The organism is Paracoccus yeei ATCC BAA-599, from assembly GCF_000622145.1.
Lineage (GTDB): Bacteria > Pseudomonadota > Alphaproteobacteria > Rhodobacterales > Rhodobacteraceae > Paracoccus > Paracoccus yeei.
The window spans coordinates 85185-108277 of sequence record NZ_JHWH01000015.1; the positions used below are offsets into that span (position 1 = coordinate 85185).

General features: G+C 63.1%; 24 protein-coding genes, 1 tRNA gene and 3 pseudogenes. 15 read left to right on the forward strand and 13 right to left on the reverse strand.

What is annotated here, in order from left to right:
• Window positions 1-2: 2 nt before the first annotated feature.
• Window positions 3-512 carry a hypothetical protein gene (locus BU28_RS22565; RefSeq protein ID WP_143809725.1) on the reverse strand — a complete coding sequence of 170 codons (510 nt, stop codon included), beginning with the start codon at window positions 510-512 and terminating at the stop codon, window positions 3-5.
• A gap of 399 nt (window positions 513-911) precedes the next feature.
• On the opposite strand from BU28_RS22565, the gene minC reads away from it, so the two are divergent.
• The 5 genes from minC to BU28_RS0109890 all read left to right on the forward strand — a co-directional run bounded on the left by minC (window position 912) and on the right by BU28_RS0109890 (window position 3807).
• Complete coding sequence (gene minC, locus BU28_RS0109870) at window positions 912-1691, forward strand: septum site-determining protein MinC (protein WP_028719339.1); 780 nt, start codon at window positions 912-914, stop codon at window positions 1689-1691.
• A gap of 21 nt (window positions 1692-1712) precedes the next feature.
• A complete protein-coding gene (gene minD / locus BU28_RS0109875; protein ID WP_028719340.1) occupies window positions 1713-2531 on the forward strand; it encodes a septum site-determining protein MinD in 819 nt (272 codons plus the stop codon).
• Window position 2532: 1 nt separating this feature from the next.
• Window positions 2533-2802 (forward strand): cell division topological specificity factor MinE, encoded by a 270-nt coding sequence (minE, locus tag BU28_RS0109880; protein WP_028719341.1) that lies wholly within the window; start codon window positions 2533-2535, stop codon window positions 2800-2802.
• A gap of 151 nt (window positions 2803-2953) precedes the next feature.
• Window positions 2954-3030, forward strand: a tRNA-Pro gene (locus tag BU28_RS0109885).
• A 498-nt stretch (window positions 3031-3528) separates the two neighbouring features.
• Window positions 3529-3807 (forward strand): aminotransferase class V-fold PLP-dependent enzyme, encoded by a 279-nt coding sequence (locus tag BU28_RS0109890; protein WP_028719342.1) that lies wholly within the window; start codon window positions 3529-3531, stop codon window positions 3805-3807.
• Window positions 3808-4079: 272 nt separating this feature from the next.
• Here the strand turns inward: BU28_RS0109890 and BU28_RS26790 are convergent, their stop codons facing one another.
• The 3 genes from BU28_RS26790 to BU28_RS26285 form a co-directional block, all read right to left on the reverse strand.
• Window positions 4080-4223 (reverse strand): hypothetical protein, encoded by a 144-nt coding sequence (locus tag BU28_RS26790; protein WP_155992530.1) that lies wholly within the window; start codon window positions 4221-4223, stop codon window positions 4080-4082.
• Between the two features lie 144 nt (window positions 4224-4367).
• Window positions 4368-4547 carry a helix-turn-helix domain-containing protein gene (locus BU28_RS0109900; protein WP_233144999.1) on the reverse strand — a complete coding sequence of 60 codons (180 nt, stop codon included), beginning with the start codon at window positions 4545-4547 and terminating at the stop codon, window positions 4368-4370.
• A gap of 97 nt (window positions 4548-4644) precedes the next feature.
• A complete protein-coding gene (locus tag BU28_RS26285; RefSeq protein WP_233145000.1) occupies window positions 4645-4794 on the reverse strand; it encodes a hypothetical protein in 150 nt (49 codons plus the stop codon).
• Between BU28_RS26285 and BU28_RS26290 the strand changes: the two genes are divergently transcribed.
• From BU28_RS26290 to BU28_RS0109925, 6 genes and pseudogenes are all read left to right on the forward strand, one after another.
• Window positions 4793-4987, forward strand: a complete 195-nt coding sequence (locus BU28_RS26290) for a hypothetical protein (protein WP_233145001.1) — start codon at window positions 4793-4795, stop codon at window positions 4985-4987. The two genes, BU28_RS26285 and BU28_RS26290, sit on opposite strands and share 2 nt — an antisense overlap.
• Before the next feature lie 59 nt (window positions 4988-5046).
• Window positions 5047-5310 carry a hypothetical protein gene (locus BU28_RS25390; protein WP_143809726.1) on the forward strand — a complete coding sequence of 88 codons (264 nt, stop codon included), beginning with the start codon at window positions 5047-5049 and terminating at the stop codon, window positions 5308-5310.
• Window positions 5310-7748, forward strand: a complete 2439-nt coding sequence (locus BU28_RS0109910; RefSeq protein ID WP_028719344.1) for a TOTE conflict system archaeo-eukaryotic primase domain-containing protein — start codon at window positions 5310-5312, stop codon at window positions 7746-7748. Before BU28_RS25390 ends, BU28_RS0109910 begins: the two co-directional genes overlap by 1 nt.
• 247 nt (window positions 7749-7995) lie before the next feature.
• Window positions 7996-8556: pseudogene (locus tag BU28_RS22575) on the forward strand (IS5 family transposase); the annotation flags it as partial.
• A 491-nt stretch (window positions 8557-9047) separates the two neighbouring features.
• Window positions 9048-9953 carry a heme-binding protein gene (locus tag BU28_RS25840; RefSeq protein ID WP_028719345.1) on the forward strand — a complete coding sequence of 302 codons (906 nt, stop codon included), beginning with the start codon at window positions 9048-9050 and terminating at the stop codon, window positions 9951-9953.
• Window positions 9953-10693, forward strand: coding sequence for an SDR family oxidoreductase (locus BU28_RS0109925; protein ID WP_028719346.1), 741 nt, complete (start codon window positions 9953-9955; stop codon window positions 10691-10693). The genes BU28_RS25840 and BU28_RS0109925 overlap by 1 nt, the downstream gene beginning before the upstream one ends.
• A 406-nt stretch (window positions 10694-11099) precedes the next feature.
• On the opposite strand, the gene BU28_RS22580 is transcribed toward BU28_RS0109925, so the two are convergent.
• The gene (locus tag BU28_RS22580) at window positions 11100-12656 is read right to left on the reverse strand and encodes a Na+/H+ antiporter (RefSeq protein ID WP_332908362.1); all 1557 of its coding nucleotides are present in this window, start codon (window positions 12654-12656) and stop codon (window positions 11100-11102) included.
• A 242-nt stretch (window positions 12657-12898) separates the two neighbouring features.
• Complete coding sequence (locus tag BU28_RS0109935) at window positions 12899-13555, reverse strand: type IV secretory system conjugative DNA transfer family protein (RefSeq protein WP_028719347.1); 657 nt, start codon at window positions 13553-13555, stop codon at window positions 12899-12901.
• A gap of 548 nt (window positions 13556-14103) precedes the next feature.
• Here BU28_RS0109935 and BU28_RS0109945 point away from each other — a divergent pair.
• Window positions 14104-15267, forward strand: coding sequence for an ATP-binding protein (locus BU28_RS0109945; RefSeq protein ID WP_028719348.1), 1164 nt, complete (start codon window positions 14104-14106; stop codon window positions 15265-15267).
• On the opposite strand, the pseudogene BU28_RS26610 reads toward BU28_RS0109945, so the two are convergent.
• The 7 genes and pseudogenes from BU28_RS26610 to BU28_RS0109980 all read right to left on the reverse strand — a co-directional run.
• Window positions 15181-15363: pseudogene (locus tag BU28_RS26610) on the reverse strand (DUF202 domain-containing protein); the annotation flags it as partial. The gene BU28_RS0109945 and the pseudogene BU28_RS26610 sit on opposite strands and share 87 nt — an antisense overlap.
• Before the next feature lie 183 nt (window positions 15364-15546).
• A pseudogene (gene tnpC / locus BU28_RS22585) lies at window positions 15547-16514 on the reverse strand (IS66 family transposase); the annotation flags it as partial.
• Window positions 16515-17006: 492 nt separating this feature from the next.
• Window positions 17007-17207 carry a hypothetical protein gene (locus BU28_RS0109960; RefSeq protein WP_028719349.1) on the reverse strand — a complete coding sequence of 67 codons (201 nt, stop codon included), beginning with the start codon at window positions 17205-17207 and terminating at the stop codon, window positions 17007-17009.
• Window positions 17204-17491, reverse strand: a complete 288-nt coding sequence (locus BU28_RS0109965) for a hypothetical protein (RefSeq protein ID WP_028719350.1) — start codon at window positions 17489-17491, stop codon at window positions 17204-17206. Before BU28_RS0109965 ends, BU28_RS0109960 begins: the two co-directional genes overlap by 4 nt.
• A gap of 254 nt (window positions 17492-17745) precedes the next feature.
• Entirely contained in the window at window positions 17746-18585 is an 840-nt protein-coding gene (locus tag BU28_RS0109970; protein ID WP_028719351.1) for a calcium-binding protein, read from the reverse strand.
• Window positions 18586-18659: 74 nt separating this feature from the next.
• The gene (locus BU28_RS0109975; protein WP_051578108.1) at window positions 18660-19565 is read right to left on the reverse strand and encodes a DUF481 domain-containing protein; all 906 of its coding nucleotides are present in this window, start codon (window positions 19563-19565) and stop codon (window positions 18660-18662) included.
• A gap of 61 nt (window positions 19566-19626) precedes the next feature.
• Complete coding sequence (locus tag BU28_RS0109980) at window positions 19627-20292, reverse strand: sulfotransferase family 2 domain-containing protein (RefSeq protein WP_028719353.1); 666 nt, start codon at window positions 20290-20292, stop codon at window positions 19627-19629.
• Between the two features lie 132 nt (window positions 20293-20424).
• Here BU28_RS0109980 and BU28_RS0109985 point away from each other — a divergent pair, with 132 nt between their 5' ends.
• The 3 genes from BU28_RS0109985 (at window position 20425) to BU28_RS0109995 (ending at window position 22873) form a co-directional block, all read left to right on the forward strand.
• Window positions 20425-20838 carry a PepSY domain-containing protein gene (locus BU28_RS0109985; RefSeq protein ID WP_036762554.1) on the forward strand — a complete coding sequence of 138 codons (414 nt, stop codon included), beginning with the start codon at window positions 20425-20427 and terminating at the stop codon, window positions 20836-20838.
• 2 nt (window positions 20839-20840) lie between these two features.
• Entirely contained in the window at window positions 20841-21509 is a 669-nt protein-coding gene (locus BU28_RS0109990; RefSeq protein WP_028719355.1) for a response regulator transcription factor, read from the forward strand.
• A 74-nt stretch (window positions 21510-21583) separates the two neighbouring features.
• On the forward strand, window positions 21584-22873 hold the full coding sequence (locus BU28_RS0109995) for a sensor histidine kinase (protein ID WP_162176558.1): 1290 nt from the start codon (window positions 21584-21586) through the stop codon (window positions 22871-22873).
• Window positions 22874-23093 lie beyond the last annotated feature (220 nt).

A 23093-nucleotide genomic window follows, 5' to 3' on the forward strand; every position in this document is an offset into this window, starting at 1 on the left:
TCCTATGGCAGGATGACGGTGGTGACGCGGCGCTGCTCGTCCCCGACGCGCAGGTCGAAGCGGGTCACGCCATAGTGCATGGGGCTGACGTCAATGACGACGGTATGGGGCGGTGGACCGCCGGTGTCGAAGTCCAGCAGCAGCCCGCCCGAGGCCATGCGGCTCGACGCGGGCTCGGGCTGGATGCCGTCGACGGCAAAGCGGTCCAGGAATTCATGCCCCAGCCAGAGGCTGTGGCGGTCCGCCGCGTTGTCAAAGCGCAGCATGAATCGGTCGCTGCCCTCCCACCGGCTGACGCGGGGGACCTGCGCCTCGGCCCCGGCAAAGGCGATCCGCTGGCTTTGCCACAGCCCGCCACTGCCTGTCAGACCCAGCAGGGCGGCCACGCAGATCAGCAGGTAGCATACCCAGGCGACCCGCTGGGCACGCCAGAGCCGGCGCTGAAAGGCGCGGTCCTCGTGCAACTGCAGCCCGTCTTTTCTGACCGGAGGACAAGGCGTTGTCTCATCCATGGCAGGTTCCTCCCTCTGGGGCCAAACCCGCGGAGAAAGGCCGGGTTCCCGGGCAGGGCGTGCTGCGGTCACGCGGAAGTGATGTCTGCCGCAGCCGACTGCCGTGGGGCAGGGGGCAATCCCTTGATTCCGTTGGACCGGCGTGGTCCGGCCTCCCGCAGGCCTGCGCCGCGCCGGGACCAAGCGAAAGGAAATCAAAGGATTGGACGTTCATCCCGTGGCTTTTCCAGCCACGCCTGATCGGCGGTGGGGCGGGCACGAACCCGCCGACAGCCGCCGGCTTTTGTCTGGGCCTGGGAATCGTCATGGACGCAGGCGCCTTCACGCATTAGGGAGAATTGGAAAAACCCTGCGCGCCTGACACCCGCCTGCGCGCACAAGAACCGGACAGAGTCGAGCGTGCAAGCACAAGGACCAAGGGAAAACGCGGCCTCGCGTGTCGCGACCGTCAGGCCACTTCAGATCAGGGGTCGCTTTTTCACGGCGATCGCGCTGCAACCCGCGGGGCCGGTCGACGACCGCTTTCTTGAGGCGCTGGACGCCAAGCTGCGCGAGACGCCGGCCTTTTTCGAGAACGCCCCGCTGGTCATCGACCTGGAACAGTCCCACGGCCTGGACGATCCACGCGAGCTGATGCTGCTGGCGCAGGAATTGCGGGCGCGCAAGCTGTCGGTCTTTGGCATCCAGCATGGCACGCCCCAGCAGGTGGCGGCCGCGGCCTCGGCCGGGCTGATCGCCCTGCCGGGCGGGCGCAGCGTTCCCGTCGAACAGGTGGCGGCGCGTGCCGAAAGCCGTGGCCGGAAAGCCGGGCAGGGGGGACGCGATGCTCCGGGCGAGGCCCCGGCCACCGCGCCGGCCAAGATGATCACCCAGCCCGTGCGCTCGGGCCAGACGGTGCTGGCCGAGCAGGGCGATCTGGTCATCGTGGGCCCGGTCAGTTCCGGGGCCGAGGTCATCGCTGCGGGCAACATCCACATCTATGGCCGGCTGCGCGGCCGGGCGCTGGCGGGCGTCATGGGCGACACCACCGCCCGCATCTTCTGCCACGCGCTCGACGCCGAGCTGCTGGCCATCGCCGGGCTTTACCTGACCAGCGAGAATCTGGCGGCGGACGTGCCGCGTCACTATGTGCAGGCGTTCCTGGACGGCGAAAGCCTGCGTGTCGAAGCCCTCAAGTAACACAGGATAAGGAATCGTTTCGTGAGCAAGGTCATCGTAGTCACATCGGGCAAGGGCGGCGTCGGCAAGACGACCTCCTCCGCTGCCATCAGCGCAGGGCTCGCGATGCGCGGGCACAAGACGGTCGTGATCGATTTCGACGTGGGCCTGCGCAACCTGGACATGATCATGGGCTGCGAACGCCGCGTGGTGTTCGATTTCATCAATGTGATCCAGGGCGACGCCAAGCTGAAACAGGCCCTGATCAAGGACCGCCGGCTGGAAAACCTGTATGTCCTGCCGACCTCGCAGACCCGCGACAAGGACGCGCTGACCCAGGAAGGCGTCAAGGCCGTGCTGGACGAGCTGCGCGAGGACTTCGACTATATCGTCTGTGACAGCCCCGCCGGGATCGAGCGCGGCGCCCATCTGGCGATGTATTACGCCGACGAAGCTGTGGTCGTGACCAATCCCGAGGTTTCTTCGGTGCGCGACAGCGACCGGGTACTGGGGCTGCTGAACTCCAAGACCTTCGTGGCCGAAAAGGGCGATGGCAGCGCGGTCAAGGCGCAGCTTCTGCTGACCCGCTTCGACCCCGCCCGCTCGGCCAAGGGCGAGATGATGAGCGTCGAGGACGTCCTGGAGATCCTGGCCATCCCGCTTTTGGGCATCATCCCGGAAAGCACCACCGTGCTGAAGGCCTCGAACGAGGGCACGCCGGTCATCATGGACGAGACCTCGGCCGCGGCCAAAGCCTATGCCGATGCCGTGGGCCGGCTGGTCGGCGAACAGATCGCGCTGCGCACCAGCCCGGAACAGCGGCGCGGCTTCTTCCAGCGGCTGCTGGGGCGGACGGCCTGACATGTTCGGTTCGCTTTTCCGCCAACGCAAGCCCGGCTCGGCCCAGACCGCCAAGGAGCGCCTGCAGATCCTGCTGGCCCATGAGCGTGCCATCGGCGGCTCGAGCCCCGATTTCCTGCCGCTGCTGCAACGCGACATCCTCGAGGTCGTGCGCCGCCACCTCGAGATCGACAGCGACGCGGTCGACGTCAAGCTCGAGCGCAGCGACGATCTGTCGAGCCTGGAAATCAACATCGAACTGCCCGGATCGAAGTCCCGGTCAGCCGTCTGACTGGCATCCCCGTAGTGTTTGAGGCGCCGCATCCCAGGCCGGGGCGCGGCGCCTTTGTCGTGCCGCGTGCCGCACGGTTGGCGGCCCTGCAAATTCTGCCGCCAAGCCCCTTGCATTCCCCGCGTCGCCGGGTTACCTGCCCCCCCACGGTCGGAGCGTAGCGCAGCCTGGTAGCGCACCTGCTTCGGGAGCAGGGGGTCGGAGGTTCGAATCCTCTCGCTCCGACCAGTTTTGTGGTGCGAAATTTCAGGAAGGTTTGCTTTCTGTTTCACAAAGCGGCCTCTCAGAGAAGAGCTCCACGTGCATTATTGGCTTGTGCCGAGCCAAGTCGCGTCGCTACGGCACGGCGGGCCACACCCTCAGCACAGCACATCCCAGTCTTTAGTCACGTTTGGCCCTTTGCTGCCGTTCGGCATGGAGGGATGCTGCGCAACCGCATTCTCCAATGCTACCCTTCGGGAGGTGACGCAGCAAACCGCGGACGGCAGGGTGCACGCGCCATTGCTGAGCGCGAAGCTTGCTACCGCGAACACAGTCCGCCTGCCAGCGACATGACAATCAGCGCCGAATGCTACAAAAATCCGTTGAGAGACCGGAAGTCCTGACAGCGTTCTCTTAAATGATCTTCTGATCGGGTCCGACTATCGCTACAACTTCGTCCATGAATCACGCGGTCCTCTTATTGCTGCATAGCATGCCCCGCGTCACCTTGCGCGGAGATACGTGATGGCTGAGCCGCCCATCTATCTCGACGGCTTTGCGACGCTGCCACTTGCGCCCGAAGCTCGCGATGCGATGCTCGCCGTATGGGAGCAACCGGGCAATGCCGGATCGCCCAATGCATCGGGCGAGCGAGCCGCGCGGATTATTGCCAATGGCCGTGCGGACGTCGCCGCGCTAATTGGCGCGGCGCCATCCGAGATCGTCTTTACCTCGGGCGCGACCGAAGCCAATAATCTTACGCTGCTGGGAGTCGCGCAGCGCACCGCGGCGGTAGGCCTCTAACTGCCAATCAATGAATACCCAGGTTCGGGCGCCGATGCGCTTTTCCGGGGGATTGAGGACCGTCAATGGCTCTGATGTGCCGGTCCAGTCATCCAAGACCCTCACCAGCGCGCCTAATGCGATGTGGTCTGAACCGCGCTAGGTTTGCCGGAGCCTCCAACTCATGAGTGGGATGGAGTATTATGAGCAAGACGACGAACAAGAGTTTCCCTGAGGTCACACGAGTGTGCAGTGCGGATTGTTCTCGATGGCGAGGGTCCGCATAGATCGCGCTAGCAGGCCATTGTGTCGATCACCGCGATGATTGGCTGTTCAGCCAACACGCTGAGCGATTGGATCAAGAAGGTCAAGGTCGACAGCGGCCAGCGCGCAGGCGTCTCGACCGACCGCTTCCTTGGTTTTTCTGTGGGTGCCATGCCGCACCCCCTTCAAGCAGCTCCCCGCCCTTGAGGCTGGCACGCGTCTACATCGCCACGCGCTGCTTGAGCGACCGCTTTCCCGGTGTCGCAGCGATTGCTCTGCCGGACCGCCATCCGTCGGCTTTCCGCCCGCTCTGCCAGCTACTCCGCCTTGAGCAGCGTCCAGCTCTCGACGCCAAAGCCCTGCGCCACCCGGTAAAGGTTGTCGATTGAGATATTCTGCTCAGACCGCTCGATCGCGCTAAGATAGGTACGGTTCAGCCCGCATTCATGGGCCAGATATTCCTGCGACCAGCCGCGCTCTGCTCGCAGTCTGCGCATGTTGCGCGCTACGATGTCTCGCAGGGGGCTTCTGGGGGTGGCCTTCATGCACAATGCTATTGTGCGCCGACGTTTTTAACTCTACCTGTTTTAACATTCATTCGACATCAAGGAGCGTGCCATGCCCCAACAATGTGCGCATTGCATGACCGAGATTCACGCCGAGGCTGACCTGTCCGGCCTGTGGGGCGATCCGCGGCGTGTGGGGCCGCTCGGTCGAAAGCTGGCGCCGGGCATCGACCTTCATGCTCGGCGTGGCCGCCTTCTTCGTTCTTGCCGGCATTGGCTTCGGCATGCTGGTGGCGTCGGATTACTCGACGACTTGGTTCGACGGGTTGATCGCCTTCCTCTTCCTTTCGCCCTTTATCCTGTTCGCCGGCGGTGTCGGCCTGTTCCTGCGCTATGTGATCCCTCGGATGTCGGAGGGCTGGTACCGATGAAGGCCATGCGCCGATCAAGGCTTGCAACAAGATGAAACGCGCCTGCAGGAGGAACGACCATGACCGCCAAGCAGAAATCTGAGTTGGACACGGACGGTATCACCGATCAGCGGCGGATCGACAATTTGCAGAACATGTTGGGAGCACTGTATCGCGACCGGCGGAAGCGGGGACTGACCGGGGTTACTGTCAGTCATTCTTGCATGGCGGCACTGGTGGAGCGGGCAAAAGCCCATGTGGATAGTTGCTCATCCGGCCACAGCGATCCATCCTGTCTGCGATGCCATGGTGGGCGGGATATGTCGCGCGAGGGGTTTGCTTGATGAATGCCGACAGCATAACGGCGGAAATCACGCGTGTTCGGAACCGATTGTCCCGCCTTGAGGCCGAGCGAATTGCGTTGCAGGGTGAGTTGGAAGCCCTCGAGCGGCAACTGGATGCTGTTGAGCAAACTCGGGCGGAACAAGTGACGTTTGGGGGTGCAGCTGTGATGAATAGCTCATCCTCGCAGGAAAAAATCGATCTGTTTCGGTCTCTTTTTGCGGGGCGCAGCGATGTATTCCCGTTACGATGGGAGAACAGAAAAACTGGTCGATCCGGCTACTCACCTGCCTGTTTCAATGAGTGGGTAAGAGGGGTATGCGGAAAGCCGGCGGTGAAATGCAGTGATTGCCCTCACCAGAGCTTCATCCCACCCGATGATGCGATCATCGAAAAACACCTGCGCGGCGATGGTGGCCGAAACGGAGATTTTGTCGCCGGTGTCTATCCGCTCCTGCCAGCGGATACATGCTGGTTCCTGGCGGCGGATTTTGACAAGGCGTCATGGGCGGAAGACGCCAATGCGCTGCTCGAAGCCTGTCGGGCAAAGGAAGTCCCCGCAGCGCTGGAACGATCGAGGTCAGGGAACGGCGGTCATATCTGGATATTCTTCTCCGAACCGATATCTGCTCGTCTGGCACGTCAACTCGGATCGGTCCTGATCACCGAAACGATGGAAAGGCGGCCGGAAATCGGCTTCGCATCCTATGATCGACTGTTTCCAAACCAGGATACCAAGCCACTTGGCGGCTTTGGCAACCTGATCGCGCTGCCGCTCCAGAGCGGGGCGCGCAAGGCGGGCAACAGCGTCTTTGTCGACTCAGACATGCGGCCATATGGGGATCAGTGGGCCTATTTGTCGTCCTTGCCTAGAATGTCCCTGGCGGCGGTGACCAAGCACGTCGAAGCGGCAGAGCTCTCCGGGCGGGTGCTGGGAGTGCGAATGCCGGTGGATGACGAGCAGGCGGACGAGCCTTGGAAGATACCCCCGTCGCGCCGCAGCACGTCACGACGCCTCGATGTGTCCCTTCCGCAAACCATCAAGGTGACGCTCGCCGACCAGATCTATATCAACCGGTCGGATCTGCCGACCGCTATGATCGCTCAGTTGGTGCGGTTGGCGGCGTTCCAGAACCCGGAATTCTATCGCGCGCAAGCAATGCGGCTGCCGACATTCGGAAAGCCGCGAGTTGTATCCTGTGCCGAACTGCACCCCCGACACGTCGCTCTGCCGCGCGGCTGCCTCGATGAAGTGACCGGGCTCCTTTCCGATCACGGAGCGACAGCCGATCTGGACGATTTGCGCGAAGATGGAACTTGTTTGCCAGAGACGGTTCGCTTCCGTGGCGAACTTCGCCAGCAGCAATCGCGCGCGTTTGATGCATTGGCCAAGCACGATACCGGCGTGCTTGCCGCCACGACCGCATTCGGCAAGACGGTCGTAGCCTCGGCGCTGATCGCACATCGTGCCCGCAATACGTTGGTTCTGGTCCATCGCCGCGAACTCCTTAGCCAGTGGGTTGAGCGCCTTCGGTCCTTTCTGCAGATCGACCCGAAGCAGATCGGCACCATCGGCGCCGGAAAGCGCAAACCCACCGGTGTGATCGACGTGGCGCTGATCCAGAGCCTGGTTCGCAAGGGCGAAGTTGACGATATCATTGCCGATTACGGCCATCTTGTCGTCGATGAGTGCCATCACCTGTCCGCTGCAAGCTTTGAGCTTGTCGCCCGCAGATCGAAGGCGCGCTATGTCACGGGATTATCGGCAACGGTCGCCCGAAAGGACGGGCATCATCCGATCATCTTCATGCAATGCGGCCCTGTGCGCCATCAGTTGACCGCCAAATCGCAGGCCGCCGAAAGTGGCCTTCGCCATCGGGCGCGGGAACGTCACACGAGATTCCGATTGCCGGAGGCCCTCGCCATGGCCGAGCGTCCATCCATGCCTGCGATCTATGCAGCATTGGCGGAAGACGCAGCCAGAAACGATCTGATCTTTGACGACGTTCTGAAATCACTGGAGGCCAAGCGCTCGCCTATCGTGCTGACCGAGCGCAAGGATCACCTCGATTACTTTCAACAGCGCTTCTCCAGGTTCGCCAGGAACATCGTTGTGCTTCGGGGCGGCATGTCGGCAAAGGATCGGAAGGCCGCGCAGACGGCGTTGAGCGTTGCCGATGATGAAGAGCGGCTGATCCTCGCGACAGGGCGTTATATCGGCGAGGGCTTCGATGATGCGCGGCTCGACACCCTGTTCCTGACGATGCCGATCGCATGGAAAGGCACGCTGGCGCAATATGTCGGCAGGCTGCACCGGCGGCATGACGACAAGAAAGACGCGTTGGTAGTCGACTATGTCGACAGTTCGGTCCCTGTCCTCGCCAGGATGGCCGCCAAACGAAGAACCGGCTACCGGGCGCTCGGGTATGTGGTAGAGTGAGGCAGCCGCCCCCCGACGACATCTCACCATGCCGGCAGCGACCTATGGTCGGCAATTGAAGCTGGAGTTCGAACCCTGCAGGCTGGAGGGTCTGGACTTAACCTAAAATAGAGTGCAGGTAGGTAGTTGCAGAAAGACGGAGAAAACTTGCTAGGCGACGGCCAAATCTCGCCTTTGAAGGAAAAGAATGACGTCGAGCGCGCGTGTCAGATTTAACAGGCTGCTGAAAAAGTCCCGCCTCGACCTTGAAAACCGAGCGATCAAGGCCGGCGAGGAGCCCGAGGGCTGGTCCGACAAGCAGGCCAAGCGATCGCAGAAGGACGTGGATGCCCGCTGGACCAAGAAGCACGGGAAATCCCACTACGGCTACAAGAACCATGTCAACGTGGACCGCCAGCACAAGCTGGTGCGGCGTTACCATGTCAGCGATGCGGCCCTGCATGACAGCCAGGCAGTGGATCATCTGCTGATGAAGGGCAACACCGGCGCAGGGGTCTGGGCTGATCCGGCGTATCGGTCCGCAGAGATGGAGGCGAGGCTCCGCGCATCCAGGCTGAAGAGCCACGTCCACCGCAAGGGCAAGCGGGGCAAGCCACTGACCGAACAAGGCAAGGCCAGCAACCGGACGAAATCCACTGTGCGCGCCCGGGTCTAGCATGTCTTCGGCGCGCAGACCAACGACATGGGCGGCACGCTGGTGCGCACCATCGGCTTGGTGAGGGCGAAGGCCAAGATCGGGATGAAGAACCTCGCCTACAACATGCGTCGCCTCGTCCAGCTGCGCAGTCTGAACCCCTGCCCGGCGTGATCCGGGCGTGGACGTCAGGCCGAGAGGGCCGAAGCACGCCGTGACCGGGCGGAACGGCGGCTGATCACGCCCCCGAACATCCTGACAAGCCGTTCTCGGCAGGTTTCAGGCAGCGAGGCAGGCCGCGATCAGCGGGAAGCGGTGAAAAATCGAGGTGCCCTCTAATTGTGCCACTTTGGTTCTCGGTAGCATTGGTGGGACTGTTAAGTGCTAACGGGACATCTGTTGCTATGGAAGCGTCACGAGGGCAATCGGGCGTGGGATCAGCTCTTGTGGGAGCCTTGCAATTTGGCGTGGCCTTCGTGTGCTCGGCCGCTGTGGCATCATCAATCTCCACGAGCGCACTTCCGCTTGCGCTCGGCATTTTGATCCCCGCGATCATCGCGTTGTTGCTTTGGATAGTCGATCGTCGACTCGACCCATCGCGAGGTGAAAGGGCCAAAACACGACAAGCCTGACGAATGACATGCTGATTTGTTGCGGTAGCCGAGGTGGCCCGGCGGTTCTACGAAGGCCCGACCGACCCGCAGACCGGCGCGCATCTGACGGCGGGCCAGCCGCAATACGGGTCGGAACTGGACTGGGCGGGCGTTTATGTCCCGCAAGCCGCGGGGGACGGGCTGATGAGCGCGCAGGCCGCGCTGCCGGTGATCCGCAACCTGGCCTTCGAGCCGCCGCGACCCGACGCCACGCTGGAGGACTTCGCCTTCACCGAGGACACGCTGCAGGCGCTGCGCGCGCGCCATCCGCTGTTCGACGCGACCAACCCGGACCTGTCGGCCTTCGAAAAGGCAGGCGGCAAGCTGATCCTGTGGCACGGCCTGGCCGATCCGCATATCTCGCCCGCCAACACCCTGTCGCTGCACAAGGCGATGATCGACCAGATGGGCGCGGAAGCGGTCGTCACCTTCGTGTGGCCGGGTCGCGACCTATTCAGCCCCTCCACCTTCACCGACGAAACGAGACTGCAAATGTCGAACACCATGACGCTGACGATTCCGACCCTTACGCTGGCGGGGGCAGAAGCCCTGATGGCGCGAGCCATTGATGAGGCCACCAAGCGATCTGCACGCATCTGCGTGGCGGTTGTCGATGCCAGCGGCCGGTTGCTGGCCTTCAGCCGGATGGACGGGGCTGGTCTCGTTTCCATCGACGTATCCATGGGCAAGGCGCGGACGGCGGCCTTCCTGGGCAAGCCCGCGAGCGCCTTCGAGAAGATGATCGATGGCGGCAAGCCCTCGATGCTGTCGGTGCCCGGTGCCGTGCCCCTTGCCGGCGGCCAGCCGGTCGAGGTGGACGGCGCGATGGTTGGGGCCATCGGCATCAGCGGCTCGACCGGCGAGGGCGACGAGGCCATCGCACATGCGGTGGTGCAGGCGTTCCGGGAGGGCTTGTGATGGCCGGGGACCGTGCAGCCTTGGAAGGTAAGACCGTCCTGGTGATTGGCGGCAGTTCCGGCTTTGGGCTGGAGGTCGCACGTCTGGCACAAGCCCACGGCGCGCGGCTTCTGATCGTCGGACGCGACCCCGAAAAGGCGGCGCGCGTCTCCGAAGGGTTCCGCGAGGCCGGGGGTTCGGCGCAGGGCTTTGGCCTGGACGCGACCGACGCCGCCGCGCTGTCGGGCCTACTGGAGGGCGAAAGCCCCGCTGATCACGCGGTCTCGATGGTCGGCGGCGCCATGGGCGGCGGCTTTCTGGGTGCCGATCTCGCCACAATCCGCCAGGCCATCGAGGAAAAGTTCTTTGCCAATCTCGGCATCGCCCGCACCCTCGCGCCCTTCCTGGCCGAGAACGGCAGCCTGATCCTGACTGCGGGCTCGGGCGGGCGGCCGGACAATGCCTCGGGCGCCATCGTGGGCAACGAGGCCATCGGGACGCTGGTGCGGGGCCTTGCGGTCGAGCTTGCGCCCCGCGTGCGGGCGAACGCCGTGGCCCCCACCTGGACCCCGACGCCGCTCTGGCGCGATGTCGCCGCCTCTGACATCGAGGAAACCCGCGCCCACTTTGCCGAACAGATCCCCCTGAGCCGCACGGGCGAGCCGGTCGCGGTGGCGCAGGCCTATCTGTTCCTCATGCAATGCGGGTTCATCACGGGTCAGACCCTTGTCGTCGATGGGGGCCTGAGCCTCGTCACGTGAGGGAGCACCCTGCAACTCCATCGCGAACGATCCGCCGTCCGGATGCCTGCGCGGCTGACGTGCCACCGACAGGGTTCGCCTAAACGGCTGCTCAACAGACAGGGCTTTTCATTCGCGAACCGGCTTGAAGGTCGCCTGCCGCTCGACTCGCGCAGGCGCGACTGTCGCGGTGTTGACCGCGACAGGGTTATGATCTGTGTTCATTACCTGATATCACTGAGGCTTAAATCCCGATGATGCAGTTGACGATAGTGATCGTGGCTGCCCAGGAATTGGCGGATCGGATATGTGCGACCGGTCGGCTGAGTATAAGCCATTTGAGCCAGCAAGTTCGCCCATACTCCATGATCCGGCTCACCCTACCTGGGAAAACTGGTGGTCAGCGCCGTGCCCAGCATCTTTTCCCTCACGCTCTGGAGGTCAGGCGTGCCTCTGCAATATCCAGCTCGCGGATCAGCTTCTGGGCAATCGCGCTTGAGATGCGCCTGTGCCGGCCAAGGCGGAATATCTCGTTCCGCTCTGCGCGAACTGCCTTCAACCGTAATAACCGCTCCGCCTCTGTCGCGTGACGAGCCGCCGCCGCCTCATCTGTGCCGAAACCGCCAGCATTCAGGCGGGCGCGATAGATCTCCGTGACCCGCGCGCCGGCATCCATGTAGAGATCGGCATCCGCACGCCCTTCGGATTGATCGTGAAGCGCTTCCTCCACGGCGCGGATCGCAGCGCGGGCGGCAAGGGCGCGGGCCGCATCGAGCCGCTCCTGATGGTCATCCGAGGGCACCTCGAGCTGATTCAGCAGAACAGGCAGCGCAACAGATGCCACGATCAAGGTGACGATGATGACCCCCGCCGCGATGAAGATCGCAAGATCACGCGCCGGGAAAACCGAGCCCTCTGGAAGCACGAACGGCAGCGTCAGGATGCCCGCCAGCGTGACTGATCCCCGGACCCCGGCCGCCGTTGCTGCCGCCGGAATGCGCCAATCAAGGCGTGCCACATCGTCACCGGCCCGGCGCTGGCGGAATGTGGTGAAGCGGAGGTTCAGCCAGATCCAGACAAGTCGCAGGACCAGCAAGACCGCCGTGATGGCCAGGACATGACCCACAAGAATAGCGGGGTTCCCGCTGCCCGATTGTTCGGCAAGGAGGGACACGCTCTGCCAGATGGCGGGAAGCTGCTCGCCCAGAAGCACGAAGATGATACCGTTGAGCGAGACAGACAGCATGTCCCAGACGACGGACCGGCGTATCCGCGTGGCGGCCAGCGATGTCCCCCGCATCTCGGCCAGACTCATCGTGATCCCCGCCGCTGCCGCCGCGAGGATCCCTGAGACGTGAACGTGTTCGGCGGCGAAGTAGACCCCGAACGGGATCAGCAACGAGACCATCACCTGCAGGCCCGGCTCTTCGCCGAACCGGCGCGACATGAATCCCTGCACGTAGAGGATCGCGAGCGTGATCGTCACGCCAGCCGCCACGCCGCCGAGGGCCGAGACCAGGAACTCGGTCGCGGCGTCCTGGAGGGAGAAGGTTCCGGTCATCGTGGCGGCGACCGCGATGCGGAAGGCCGAGATGCCGCTGGCGTCGTTCAACAGGCTTTCGCCCTCCAGGACGTGCAGAAGACGCTTGGGCATCGGAAGCTTCGACGTGATTGCCGACACGGCCACCGGGTCGGTGGGAGCGAGTATCGCAGCAAGGGCAAATGCCACTGGCAGCGGCATCACAGGCAAGATCCAATGGATCGCGTATCCAAGCCCGAGGACGGTCATGAAGACCAGACCGACGGCAAGGCCAAGGATGGGACGACTGTCTCGGAAGAAATCGTCCTTGGGAATGCGCCATCCATCAAGGAACAGCAGGCACGCGATCACGGCCAGGAACACCTGGGGCTCCAAGGCCACTTCATCTGATGTGAAGGCCGCGATCCCGATGCCAAATACGATCTGCACCATGGGCAGCGGGATGCCGGAGGGGAGCGCGCGCGATCCAGCTGGACATTGGGCACGCCTTGTGCCGGTTCAGCCCGTGAGAAACCGGAAGGAGGGGGTTGCGCGGCCGGACCGAAGAGTGGTCGACTGAGCATTGTCTTCGTGGTCCGGGAAGACACCGTAATGATCCTGCGCGTCTTCCCGGCTGGTCGGAACTGGAAAACGGGGTTGTAATGCTGCTGCATGGGCTATGCCCGCAGTCGCCGCGCCTCGACCGGCTACTGCGCGATCTTTCCGAGGATCTTGTTCTCGACGCGCATCATGGTTTCCAGTGCCCGCTGTTCACTCGGCCGGAGAGACTCGAGCAGTTCTTCGTCTGACAAAACGGGCAAGCCTGGCTCATCGTCATCGAGCAAGCTGATCACCACACCTGAGACGGGACGGCTGCTCTCTGGTGCCGTTTCCGCGATCTGTTCCTGGAGACTTTCCTCCGGTAACTGCGTTGCGGCGCCTTCCGCTGATGCCAATTCGCTCTTGGCTGCATTCTCCGGCGCCGGATAGGAAATCGCCTGTGCGGTCGGCTTGGCGGAAAGCTGACTGGTCAGCTGCGAGACCTGCTCCTTGAGCGCCCGGATGTCCTCGGCCTCGCGCGAGGGATAGGGCAGCGGACCCTTCTGCGCTTCGATCAACGTGCGGAAAGCGGGATCCTGGTAATAGACGATCCGGCGCGCGATGATCGGGTTCTGTCGCTCGGGGATCAGGATCACCTTGTCGCGGTCGAGCTTCTTCAGCTCGTCCGTCGTCATCAACGGGCGTTCTTCGTTGCGCCGCGAGATCGAGCGGCGCAGCATGCCGTTATGGTCACGCGACAGGCTGTCGCTGACCGACAGTTTCGTGGTCTTGCCCAGGCTGGCAGAGACCTCTTCGGCCTGCATGGATCGCACTCGTCAGGCAGTGTTTCGGCGGGCAGAGGAGGTATCCAAGATACATCAAGAGTTCCATGCTCGCGCCGCTGCCTTGGGCGTCCGCGAGAAGATTGCTGCTACTGACTGCTCGGCCGAGGATGCTGAGCCGTGACTTGCCGGAAATGGCGCCCTAGTCATGACCGTGCCGGCGAGGCGTTGCCACCAACTGGAGTGCGTTGTCCGGCGGGGGCCGCTGCAAGCGTTGCGCAATCGGCCAATCGGCCGTCATCCAGGTCTCGATCTCGTCCGCGGTGGTCAGGATTACCGGCATGATCTTGGGGTGGATCGTTGCAGACCCACCCTGGCACACAGATGCCGTGGGGGGGCGGTCACATCATCAACGCCGTGGCTCAACCGCAGCCTTGTGTATCTGCGACAGGAACTCGCATGGTGCGTGATACATGCCTAACGACCTTACGTCGCTGGTCGGATGCTAGCGGAATCTAGAGAAGTATAGCGCCCGAAACTAGACTTCCCTATAAAGCTGTAGAGTACGCCAGAAGCTGCGGTGAGAACAAATGGACCCCTACAGAAACCCTTTTGCACCGGGGGCGGGCAGTCGGCCACCAGAACTGGCCGGTCGCGACGCCATCCTAGAAGCTGCCCGGATCTCTTGCGGTCGGGCTGTGAAGGGAAGAAGCGCGCGTTCGATCATGTTGCTGGGCCTGCGCGGAACCGGAAAGACAGTTCTTCTCAATGAGATCGGCCGGATCGCCGAGCAGGAGAGCCTGCTGGTTTCTAAGGTCGAGGCTCCCGAGGGCGAAAGCCTTGCACGCCTTCTCTATCCGGAAATGCGCAAGGTCATGCGATCACTGTCAGGAGTCGAGGCAGCGAAGCAGTTCGCAACCCGCGGCCTCAGGGGATTGCGCAATTTCGCCTCGATCTTCAAGATCGAAGTCGGTGGGATGGAAGTGGGCGTCGAGGCCGAACCTGGTCTCGCCGACAGCGGGGATCTACAATACGACCTCCCCGATCTGTTCGCCCTGATCGGAAAAGCCGCCCAAGTCGCCGGGCGCGGCTGGGTTCTTCTGATCGATGAAGTCCAGTATCTTTCCGAAGCCGATCTGTCGGCGCTGATCGTCGCCATGCACCGAATGTCGCAAGAGGGTCTTCCCATTCTTCTTGTCGGAGCCGGCCTTCCCCAGATCGCGCGCCTTGCCGGCGAGGCGAAATCTTACGCAGAGCGGCTCTTCCTCTATCCCGCCGTCGGCGCCCTCGATCCAGCTTCGGCGGCGCAGGCTGTCGAAAAGCCGATCGTAGAGGAAGAGGCGTTCATTGAACCCGAGGCACTGAAAGCGATCGTCGGACGCACAGAAGGCTATCCTTTTTTTCTGCAGGAATGGGCATCCGTCGCGTGGAACAACGCAGACGGACCGGACATTACCCTGGCCGATATGGATAGATCCTATGCAGAAACCTTGTCACAACTCGATGAGGGCTTCTTCCGGGTGCGCATCGACCGGCTGACCAGGGCCGAAGTCCAGTTCGTGAAGGCGATGTCCGAGTTGGGCGACGGTCCCTATGCCATGGCCGACATCGCCAAGGCCATGGGTCGCACGCAGCAGTCACTCGGACCGGCGAGGGCCAGCATCATTTCAAAGGGGATGATCTACAGCACGGATCACGGTTATCTGGACTTCACGGTGCCGCTCTTCGCCGCTTTCATGCGGCGCCAGAACTGACTCGGGCTGGCAAGTACATTTGCAATGCGCTCCGATGCCTGAGGCGAGCGCCGCAAGTCCTGTCCGAACCCAGGCCGCATAGGTGCGCTCGGCAGCAAGGACGGTGCGGTTTGCCGCAAGCTCGGTCCGGCGAGCCGACCGCGATCACAGACCCCGGGAAAATCGGGCAGATCGGCGGGAGCGCGCCTCCGGTCGGGCTACGCCCTCCCTCCGCCGCGCTCCCGCCGATCCGTCTCATCCTGTTTGACGCTGATTCTCATCCTGTTTGTCGCGCGGCAGCCGCCCATGCGCCCAGCAGAAGGCCAACCGGAGTGGATCACCGCCCGTGCGTTTCGGCGTGGCCAAGTGGGAATAGCCGCCATAGGCATCGACCTGGATCGTGCCGTTGAAGCCTTCCAGGATCTCGGCGGCATATTCGCCACTCCGCCCCGGCCGATAATGGAACACCACTCCCGGCGGCGCCGGGCCGTTCCAGCCACGGTCATCGCGCAACACCGCCCAGAGATAGCCGGTTTTCGTCTTGCCGCGTCCGGGATCGAGCACCGGGGCGGTGGTCTCGTCGACATAAAGCCGCGTGCTGTCCGCGATCAGGCGCTTGGCCATATGCTCGACCACAGGGGCGATCAGCGCGCCGGTCCGGCCCATCCAGTCGGCGAGGACCGAGCGGTCGATCGGCACGCCGTGACGGGCCATCACCACGGCCTGCCGGTTCAGCGGCATGTGCTCGGAATATTTGGCGACCGCGATCTGGGCCAGAAGCGCCTCGGTGGGCCAGCTGCTTTCAAGAAGATGCGCCGGGGCTTTGGCCTGGACCACACCCGTGCGTCCCTTGGGGCAGGCGTATCGAGGGCGCACCGTGACGATCACCTGGTAGCGCGCCGGAGTGTAATCCAGCCGTTCTGCCCGGTCCTCGCCGATCCGGACCATATCGCCGCATCCGCAGGGACAGACGAGGCTGTCGGGCTCGATCACGCGCAGGGCGCGCGGCAGGCCCTCGGGCAGGGCCCGCCCCTTGCGGGCGCCCGGGGCGTTCTCTTCTCGGGGTCCGGTTCGCTGGCCGCGATCCTGTCCTCGACAGCGGCGATCTGCGCCTGCGTCTCGGCAATGGCCGTTTCCAGATCTTCCAGCGCCAGTTCCAATTGCGCCGGGTCTAGATTCTCCGACTTCGGCCCGAACTTCGTGCGCCGATAGTCCCGAACCTGGCCTTCCAGCCGCTCGATCAGCGCCTTCAACTCGGTAATGAAGGCACCGCCGGTTCCCGCACCGAGGCTCACCAGCCGCTGACCCGGGCCGCCATCGCGCAGCGCACCGGACGCGCGCCCAGCCGCGACCTGATCGCCCGGCTGCAGCGCCAGGGTCTCATCGTCCACGAGCCGCGCAGCCCCGAGCCGGGCGCGCTCCATACTGGGTATCGGCGCAAACCTTCCTGTCACACTTTGGCCTCGACAGCCTGCGGGATCTACCCGATCTGGCCCCGATGGAGGCGGCGGGCTTGCTCGGGAAGGACGACATCGCGACGGACATGCCGATCATGGGGCAGGGGGAGGAGGGCGATCTGCCGTGAATCGCGCGCGGATGCCGGTCGTGACCGATGCCAGGACCCGGGTCGACATCGCCTCGAGCGGTCCCGACCGGCCGATCGGTCGACGGCGCAAGCGCGGCAGGGCGCTAGGCCCGTCATCACGCCGCTCAGCCCGGGTCATCAGAACCTTCGTCCACGGACGCGGGAAAGAGCAGTTTTATCTCTCCGTTTCGTTCCAGAGTGCCCAAAACCAGAGCAGGCCGTTCAGCAGCACGCCAAACCAGGAGCCACATTCGGCCTTTCCGAAAGCCCAGCCAATCATTGCACAAAGCTCAATGCTGAACACAAGCGACATAACGAGCCAGATCAGTGTGCCAAGCAGACGTGTCGGCCAGTCGTGATCGCGGCCCAGAGTCATTCGGCCCGGCCTTCATGAAGTGCGGTGGATGGGTCCGGGCGCTCGTTAAGGCCCTCGTTCAAGGCAATGCACTCGCGAAATGCGCCGGCCACGATTGGGTTCAGCACGAGGTCCAGGAGATCGCCACGCTGATCGATCAACCGAAAGACCAAACTTTCACCCTCGAACTCGATCAGGCTGAACGAGACCGGTTCCATCTTCCGTACGCCGGCGCTGATGGTGTCATTCCGCGGTACGCAAAGCGTCATGCGTTGCCTGGCTTCGGCCAGGGTATTGATGGTCATGATCCTGTCCTTACCATCTATCTTGGCCCGGCGTCTTGCAGCCAGCCACGACCATGTTGTCCCACTCTCATCCGGAAGCACGCAAAGTTTTGTAATAAATTGTTTCCGGTGGGCCTGCGAGACTTTGCGCAGCGCATTTCCCATTGGCAGAAACCTTCTGACATTGAGAACACCAGTGCGGGGAAACAGCCTCCATCATCAGGAGCTGGAGCTCCGATAAACTCTGCGCGGTTCATACCTATAACGCTTGTATTTTAGCTGTCTGCCCAGCGGACGCCTACAGTGGTGACATCGTCGGCATCCGCATCCAGCAGCAGCGCCACCACAGTGCCGTCCAGTAGGACCTGCACATCGTCATCGACCTGCACCAGCGTCAGTGCGCCGTCGCCGTCGTAGCCGGTCTCGAGTGTAATGGTGATGGTATCGTCGCTGTCATAGGTGATCTGCGTTATGCCAGTGGCGGAACTGCTCAGAATGATGGTGTCGTCGCCAGCACCGCCGTCCACGACGTCATTCCCACCCGCGTAGATCGTGTCCTCGCCCTTGCCGCCCAAGAGTGTGTCGGCGGCATCTTCGCCGGAATCGTCCGAGGACAGGATGAGATCGTCCCCGCGTCCGCCCTCGGCGTAAATCGTACCACCATAATCCTCGATACGATCATCGCCATAACCCCCATAGAGGGTGTGCTTTCCGGTGTTGACAATGATCGTGTCGTCGCCATAGCCGCCATGGATGGTGTCGTTCCCCTCCTCGGCATCGGCGTCAGAGGCTCCGTAAAGATCGTCGCCGTAGCCGAGATAGATCTCGTCGTCGCCCGCGTCGGCCACCACCGTGTCCGCTCCGTAACCGGTCCATACCAGGTCATCGCCAGCTCCGGCATCGACGTAGTCGTCGCCGGCATAGCTCTGGATCGCTTCGTCCTCGTCGGTTCCGGTGATGGTGTCGTCGTCCGATGTGCCCTCGGTGACCGCACGCCCGTCATAGGGATCGTCGTCGACCTCATAGGTTTCCTCATCGTCGTCATTGGCCGACATGAGTTCGCCGATCCCGACGATGCCGAGCAGGCCCAGAAGGATGAAAAGGGCTGAATCCATATGTTTCCTCGGAGGATCAGAGGTTGTGAAGGCGCCCAACGGGACGCCTTCGCTTGCGAGATGGGGTAAGCGGTTCAGAAGCCGTAGACCAGCGACACGCCCAGCGTATTGTCGGTGCGCACCGCGCGGTCAGAGACATATTCGGTCTTGTAGGAGATCCGCGTGGCCAGCCTGTCCGAGACCCGGAAGTTCAGTCCTAGCTCGTTGGTCGCGGTGTCATTGGTGTCCGAGGTCAGGTAATCGGTGTCGTTGGTCAGGAAGACCGTGTCGGTCAGCTTGCGATAGAAGCGCGAGGACAGGATATAGCCCGCCTCGGTATTCGAATCGTAGCTGACGGCCTGGGTCGCATCCACCTGCACAGCCTTGGTGTAGCGGATGCCGGCACCCGCCTGCAGGCGCCAAGTCGTGTCGTCGGTGTTCACCAGCCGATAGCCCGGCCCGAAACCCAGGAACGCATCGCGCTTCAGCCGGCCGTCCTGGTCCGCGATCTCGGCGCTGGTCGTTCCGGCGGTATCGCCGGCAAGCCCGTCCGTGGTCAGCCGCCCGAGGGCGAAGGCATAGAAGTTGTCGTCGAAGTAATACTGCCCCTCGTAGATGACATAGGTGTCCTTCGTATCGGCGTCGCCTGCGTCATCCTCGCCGTACTCCAGCAGCAGCCCCAGGGATTGCGCAAACTGGCCCTGGTTATAGTTCAGCCGTCCCGCCAGGCTGAAATCCTGGTTCTCGCTATTGCCGGTGCGTCCCGAATAGGTCAGCGCGACCGAGCCGAACAGCCCCTGCCGTAAATTGGGATTGCCGAAGCGCGACGGGTCGGCTGAACGGGCGAAATCGTCGCGCACGATGTCCTCAACGTCGTTCATCCGCTCGTTAATAGCCGACAGGCCCGAGACGTTCGCGCCGGTTGTGGTCTCGGACTGGGCGAGCGCGGGGCCAGAAGCCAGTAGGGCGGCGGTGCACAGGGGTGCAAGATATCGGGTCATGTGCTGACCTTTCCTTGTTGTTTTCAGGGAACTGCTCGGGGATCGAGAACCGGGCCAAGGCTCAGACCAGCGTCTCGATCATCCGGTAATCGGCGGCATAAACCGACCGGATCAGGGACCGGGCGCGGGCGGTCACTTCGACCGACGCGCTGGCGGAATCATTGATGCGCCTTGCGAAGGGCTGTGCGGCGCGAGTTCCGACGATACGCTGCATCCAGTCGTGAAGACCGTGCAGCGGGATGGCATGCGTATAGACGATCGGATAAAGGTGATCAGTCTGGGGCAGGCAATGGGGATCGGTCGCGAATGCTGCAAACTCCGCAAACCTTTCGAAACTGGAAGGCTCCTCGCCCATGGTGGCACGGTAGCGGCGCAGAAGATCTTCGTTGTTCCGACCATCCAAGATCTTGTTGCGATAAAGGCTGACCAGCCGTGTCTCGGGATCCCGCCAGACGAAAATGGATGCATCGACCCGATGATACCAGTGCGACCGATGCCGTCGCGCGATCTCCGAGACGTTGGTAGCGGGGTGATATCCTAGGGCGGCCTTGAAGCAGGAACAGCCGTTCTTGCGGATATAGGCATAGCGGATGCGCCTGTCGCCCAGAGGCAGCGTCAGGTGCAGCTGCCCGATCCGGCCTGCCATGCGGTTGTCATAGCCGATGCGGTTCGACTGATCCTGCGCCGGGCTGCAGTCCTGGGAGATGCTTCTCGACATGAAGGGCATGGATGATCCTGTCTGACCGGCGACCTTTGCGGTCGATCTCGAATCACCCTATAGGCCACGCAACCTGACCGATCGCTGAACGCGCTGTCAGCGAATTTTCATCTTCACACGGCTATGAGATGAAGCATGTCCATGTCTCGCAAGATTCTCGTCCTGCTTTTTCTGGCGGCGCAACTGCTCGCGCCCGGTCTGGCATACGCGCAGGGCCGCGGTGGTCCGGGCGGAGGAGGCAGCGGGCCGGGCGGTGGCATGGGGCCGGGCAGGTTCGACGGGCCAGGATCGATGGGGCCGGAGTCGCGCTTCCCTGGGCCGCGCGGACTTTCCGATCAGGACACAGCGCGCCGCGCGGTCGAGCGACGCGAGGCGCTGCCGTTGGAGCGCATCATCGCCTCGCTGCGATTGCATTCGGCAGGGCAGATCGTCAATGCCGCCCTCGTCCGCTACAAGGGCGTGCTCTACTATCGCCTGACCGTACTAGAACCCTCGGGCGAGGTGAGAGAAATGGATTTCGTCGCCGGCACCGGCGAAGCAGTGGAGTTGAAGTGACGATGCGCATTCTTCTCGCTGAGGACGATCCAAGAATCGCGAAGCGGCTCGACGCCGCCCTGTCCGCCGCCGGCTTCGTCGTCGAAACCGAGAGTGACGGCGAGGATGCCTGGCACCGTGGCGATACCGAAGATTTCGATGCCATCATCCTGGACCTGGGCCTGCCGACGCTTGACGGACTGACGGTGCTCAAGGAGTGGCGTAAGGTGGGGCGGCCGGCTCCCGTACTGATCCTCTCGGCTCGCAGCCAATGGGAAGAGCGTGTCGAGGGCATCGAGGTTGGTGCCGATGACTACGTCGTCAAGCCCTTTCGGATGGAAGAGGTTGTCGCCCGAATCCGTGCCCTGATCCGCCGCGCCGCCCGTGAAATCACCTTCCGCATCGACATAGGGCACGGCCTTGTGCTGGACACGCGGCTAATGCAGGTCAAGCGCAACGGCGTACCGTTGCCCCTGACGCCGCAGGAATACCGTCTGCTGGCCTATCTGGCGCATCAGAAGGGACGAGTCGTGTCGCAGCTCGAGATCGTCGAGCACCTCTATGCACAGGATTACGAACGTGAATCGAACTCGGTCGAAGTGCTTGTCGGCCGCGTCCGCCGTCGCATCGGACCGGATATCATCCAGACTCGCCGCGGTTTCGGCTATGTTCTGGACGCCAACGCGGAATGAGGGCGAATTCACTCAGGGTCCGGTTGCTGGTCGGAGGCGCCTTGTGGATCCTGCTTGCACTTATCCTGACCGGCATGGCCATCCTCTATCTGTTCGTGGCAACCGTTGAACGCACAGTTCGCGCTGATCTTGAGGCCGGGGCTGCCCTGCTGACGGCGCTGATCGATCCTTTGGCCGTGGGCGTGCAACTGACCGGCCAGCCGCCGGACCCGCGTTATGACCTGCCTCTCAGTGGCTTCTACTGGCAGATCGGCACTGCCGAAGAAAGCGGCGGCAAGGACGTGATCCGATCGCGTTCGCTCTGGGATTCCACCATCCCCTATGATCCGCCGCCGAAGCCGCTCGGCGCTGTGCATTTCATCGGCGCCGGCCCGAAGGGGCAGTCGCTTTCGGCCATGGCGCTGGATGTCAAGTTCCAGGTCGAGGGCGGCCCGCGCGCCTACCGAATCATCGTGGCGCAGGATCGCGCGGTTTTAGACGAGTCGATCGCCCGCTTCGGCCGGGACATGGTGATCGCCTTGCTGGTGCTGGGACTTGCGCTGGTCGTGGCGGCCATCGCCCAGGTCAGCCTGGGCTTGCGGCCCCTGCGGGCGCTGCGCCGCGATGTCGAAACGGTCAGGCGCGGCGACAGCCCTGCCCTGGATGCCGGCTATCCCGCCGAGGTCCAGCCGCTGGTGCGGGAAATGAACGCGCTGCTTGCCTCTCAGCAGCGTCTCATCGAGTTCGCCCGCCGGCGCGCGGCGGACCTGGCCCATGGGCTCAAAACACCGCTGGCCGTGCTGGGCACGCTCTCGGACCAGTTCCACGCTCTGGGCGACGACAAGAATGCCGACCTGATCGACGACCTGGCGTCCGAGATGGGCGAACGGATCGACTACCAGCTGCGCTTGTCGCGGCTGCGCCAGCGCGGACGCGGTCAGATGCTGGATACCGGCCTTGAGGAGGTGCTGGCCCGGATCGTTGCCGTGGTCAGTCGGACCGCGCGCGGCGAGCCCCTGTCCTGGCAGGTGGATTGCGACGAAGGCCTGCGGCTCGACATCGATCGCAACGACCTGGTGGAGCTGCTCGGCATCCTTCTGGAAAACGCCTCGGAATGGGCGGCGAGGGAGGTCCGCATCCTCTGTCGGCGCGAAGGCGAACTGGCGCGGCTGCTGATCTCCGACGACAGCGGCAAGTTGACCGCTGCCGATCTTGATGCGCTGTCATCCGTGCCGCTCCGGCTGGATCAGCGCAGCCGGGGGGGCAACGGGTTGGGACTGGGTATCGCCCAGGAGATCGTGGCGCTGAACGGCGGGAGGATGGACTTTGCGCTTTCCTCCCGGAATGGGCTTCAGGTTGAGATCCGCCTGCCGCTGGCTGCGTGAGCCCGAACAATGTTTCCCGATATTGCTGGACGTATCCAAAGGTAAAAACGGGGGATAACCCGCGATATGAGGGGGGTCGGCTGGTTGATCTCCATCGTTCTCCGGGTGTAGGCGACAAAAAAACTCGGCTGTTCGCCCTTCACCCATCACCAAGCGGGATTATTTCCATGACGCGCACCGGTTCTTCGCGGGCATATGCCTCCATTCTGGCAAGCACCTG

What these genes read in the sequence shown, in the direction of transcription:
- BU28_RS22565 (WP_143809725.1), bottom strand. Translation starts at nt 512, where the DNA reads ATGGATGAGACAACGCCTTGTCCTCCGGTCAGAAAAGACGGGCTGCAG.
- minE (WP_028719341.1), top strand. Translation starts at nt 2,533, where the DNA reads ATGTTCGGTTCGCTTTTCCGCCAACGCAAGCCCGGCTCGGCCCAGACC.
- BU28_RS0109890 (WP_028719342.1), top strand. Translation starts at nt 3,529, where the DNA reads ATGGCTGAGCCGCCCATCTATCTCGACGGCTTTGCGACGCTGCCACTT.
- BU28_RS26790 (WP_155992530.1), bottom strand. Translation starts at nt 4,223, where the DNA reads ATGGCACCCACAGAAAAACCAAGGAAGCGGTCGGTCGAGACGCCTGCG.
- BU28_RS0109900 (WP_233144999.1), bottom strand. Translation starts at nt 4,547, where the DNA reads ATGCGCAGACTGCGAGCAGAGCGCGGCTGGTCGCAGGAATATCTGGCC.
- BU28_RS26290 (WP_233145001.1), top strand. Translation starts at nt 4,793, where the DNA reads ATGCTCGGCGTGGCCGCCTTCTTCGTTCTTGCCGGCATTGGCTTCGGC.
- BU28_RS26285 (WP_233145000.1), bottom strand. Translation starts at nt 4,794, where the DNA reads ATGAAGGTCGATGCCCGGCGCCAGCTTTCGACCGAGCGGCCCCACACG.
- BU28_RS25390 (WP_143809726.1), top strand. Translation starts at nt 5,047, where the DNA reads ATGACCGCCAAGCAGAAATCTGAGTTGGACACGGACGGTATCACCGAT.
- BU28_RS0109910 (WP_028719344.1), top strand. Translation starts at nt 5,310, where the DNA reads ATGAATGCCGACAGCATAACGGCGGAAATCACGCGTGTTCGGAACCGA.
- BU28_RS0109925 (WP_028719346.1), top strand. Translation starts at nt 9,953, where the DNA reads ATGGCCGGGGACCGTGCAGCCTTGGAAGGTAAGACCGTCCTGGTGATT.
- BU28_RS0109935 (WP_028719347.1), bottom strand. Translation starts at nt 13,555, where the DNA reads ATGCAGGCCGAAGAGGTCTCTGCCAGCCTGGGCAAGACCACGAAACTG.
- BU28_RS0109945 (WP_028719348.1), top strand. Translation starts at nt 14,104, where the DNA reads ATGGACCCCTACAGAAACCCTTTTGCACCGGGGGCGGGCAGTCGGCCA.
- BU28_RS0109960 (WP_028719349.1), bottom strand. Translation starts at nt 17,207, where the DNA reads ATGACTCTGGGCCGCGATCACGACTGGCCGACACGTCTGCTTGGCACA.
- BU28_RS0109965 (WP_028719350.1), bottom strand. Translation starts at nt 17,491, where the DNA reads ATGACCATCAATACCCTGGCCGAAGCCAGGCAACGCATGACGCTTTGC.
- BU28_RS0109970 (WP_028719351.1), bottom strand. Translation starts at nt 18,585, where the DNA reads ATGGATTCAGCCCTTTTCATCCTTCTGGGCCTGCTCGGCATCGTCGGG.
- BU28_RS0109975 (WP_051578108.1), bottom strand. Translation starts at nt 19,565, where the DNA reads ATGACCCGATATCTTGCACCCCTGTGCACCGCCGCCCTACTGGCTTCT.
- BU28_RS0109980 (WP_028719353.1), bottom strand. Translation starts at nt 20,292, where the DNA reads ATGCCCTTCATGTCGAGAAGCATCTCCCAGGACTGCAGCCCGGCGCAG.
- BU28_RS0109985 (WP_036762554.1), top strand. Translation starts at nt 20,425, where the DNA reads ATGTCTCGCAAGATTCTCGTCCTGCTTTTTCTGGCGGCGCAACTGCTC.
- BU28_RS0109990 (WP_028719355.1), top strand. Translation starts at nt 20,841, where the DNA reads ATGCGCATTCTTCTCGCTGAGGACGATCCAAGAATCGCGAAGCGGCTC.
- BU28_RS0109995 (WP_162176558.1), top strand. Translation starts at nt 21,584, where the DNA reads ATGGCCATCCTCTATCTGTTCGTGGCAACCGTTGAACGCACAGTTCGC.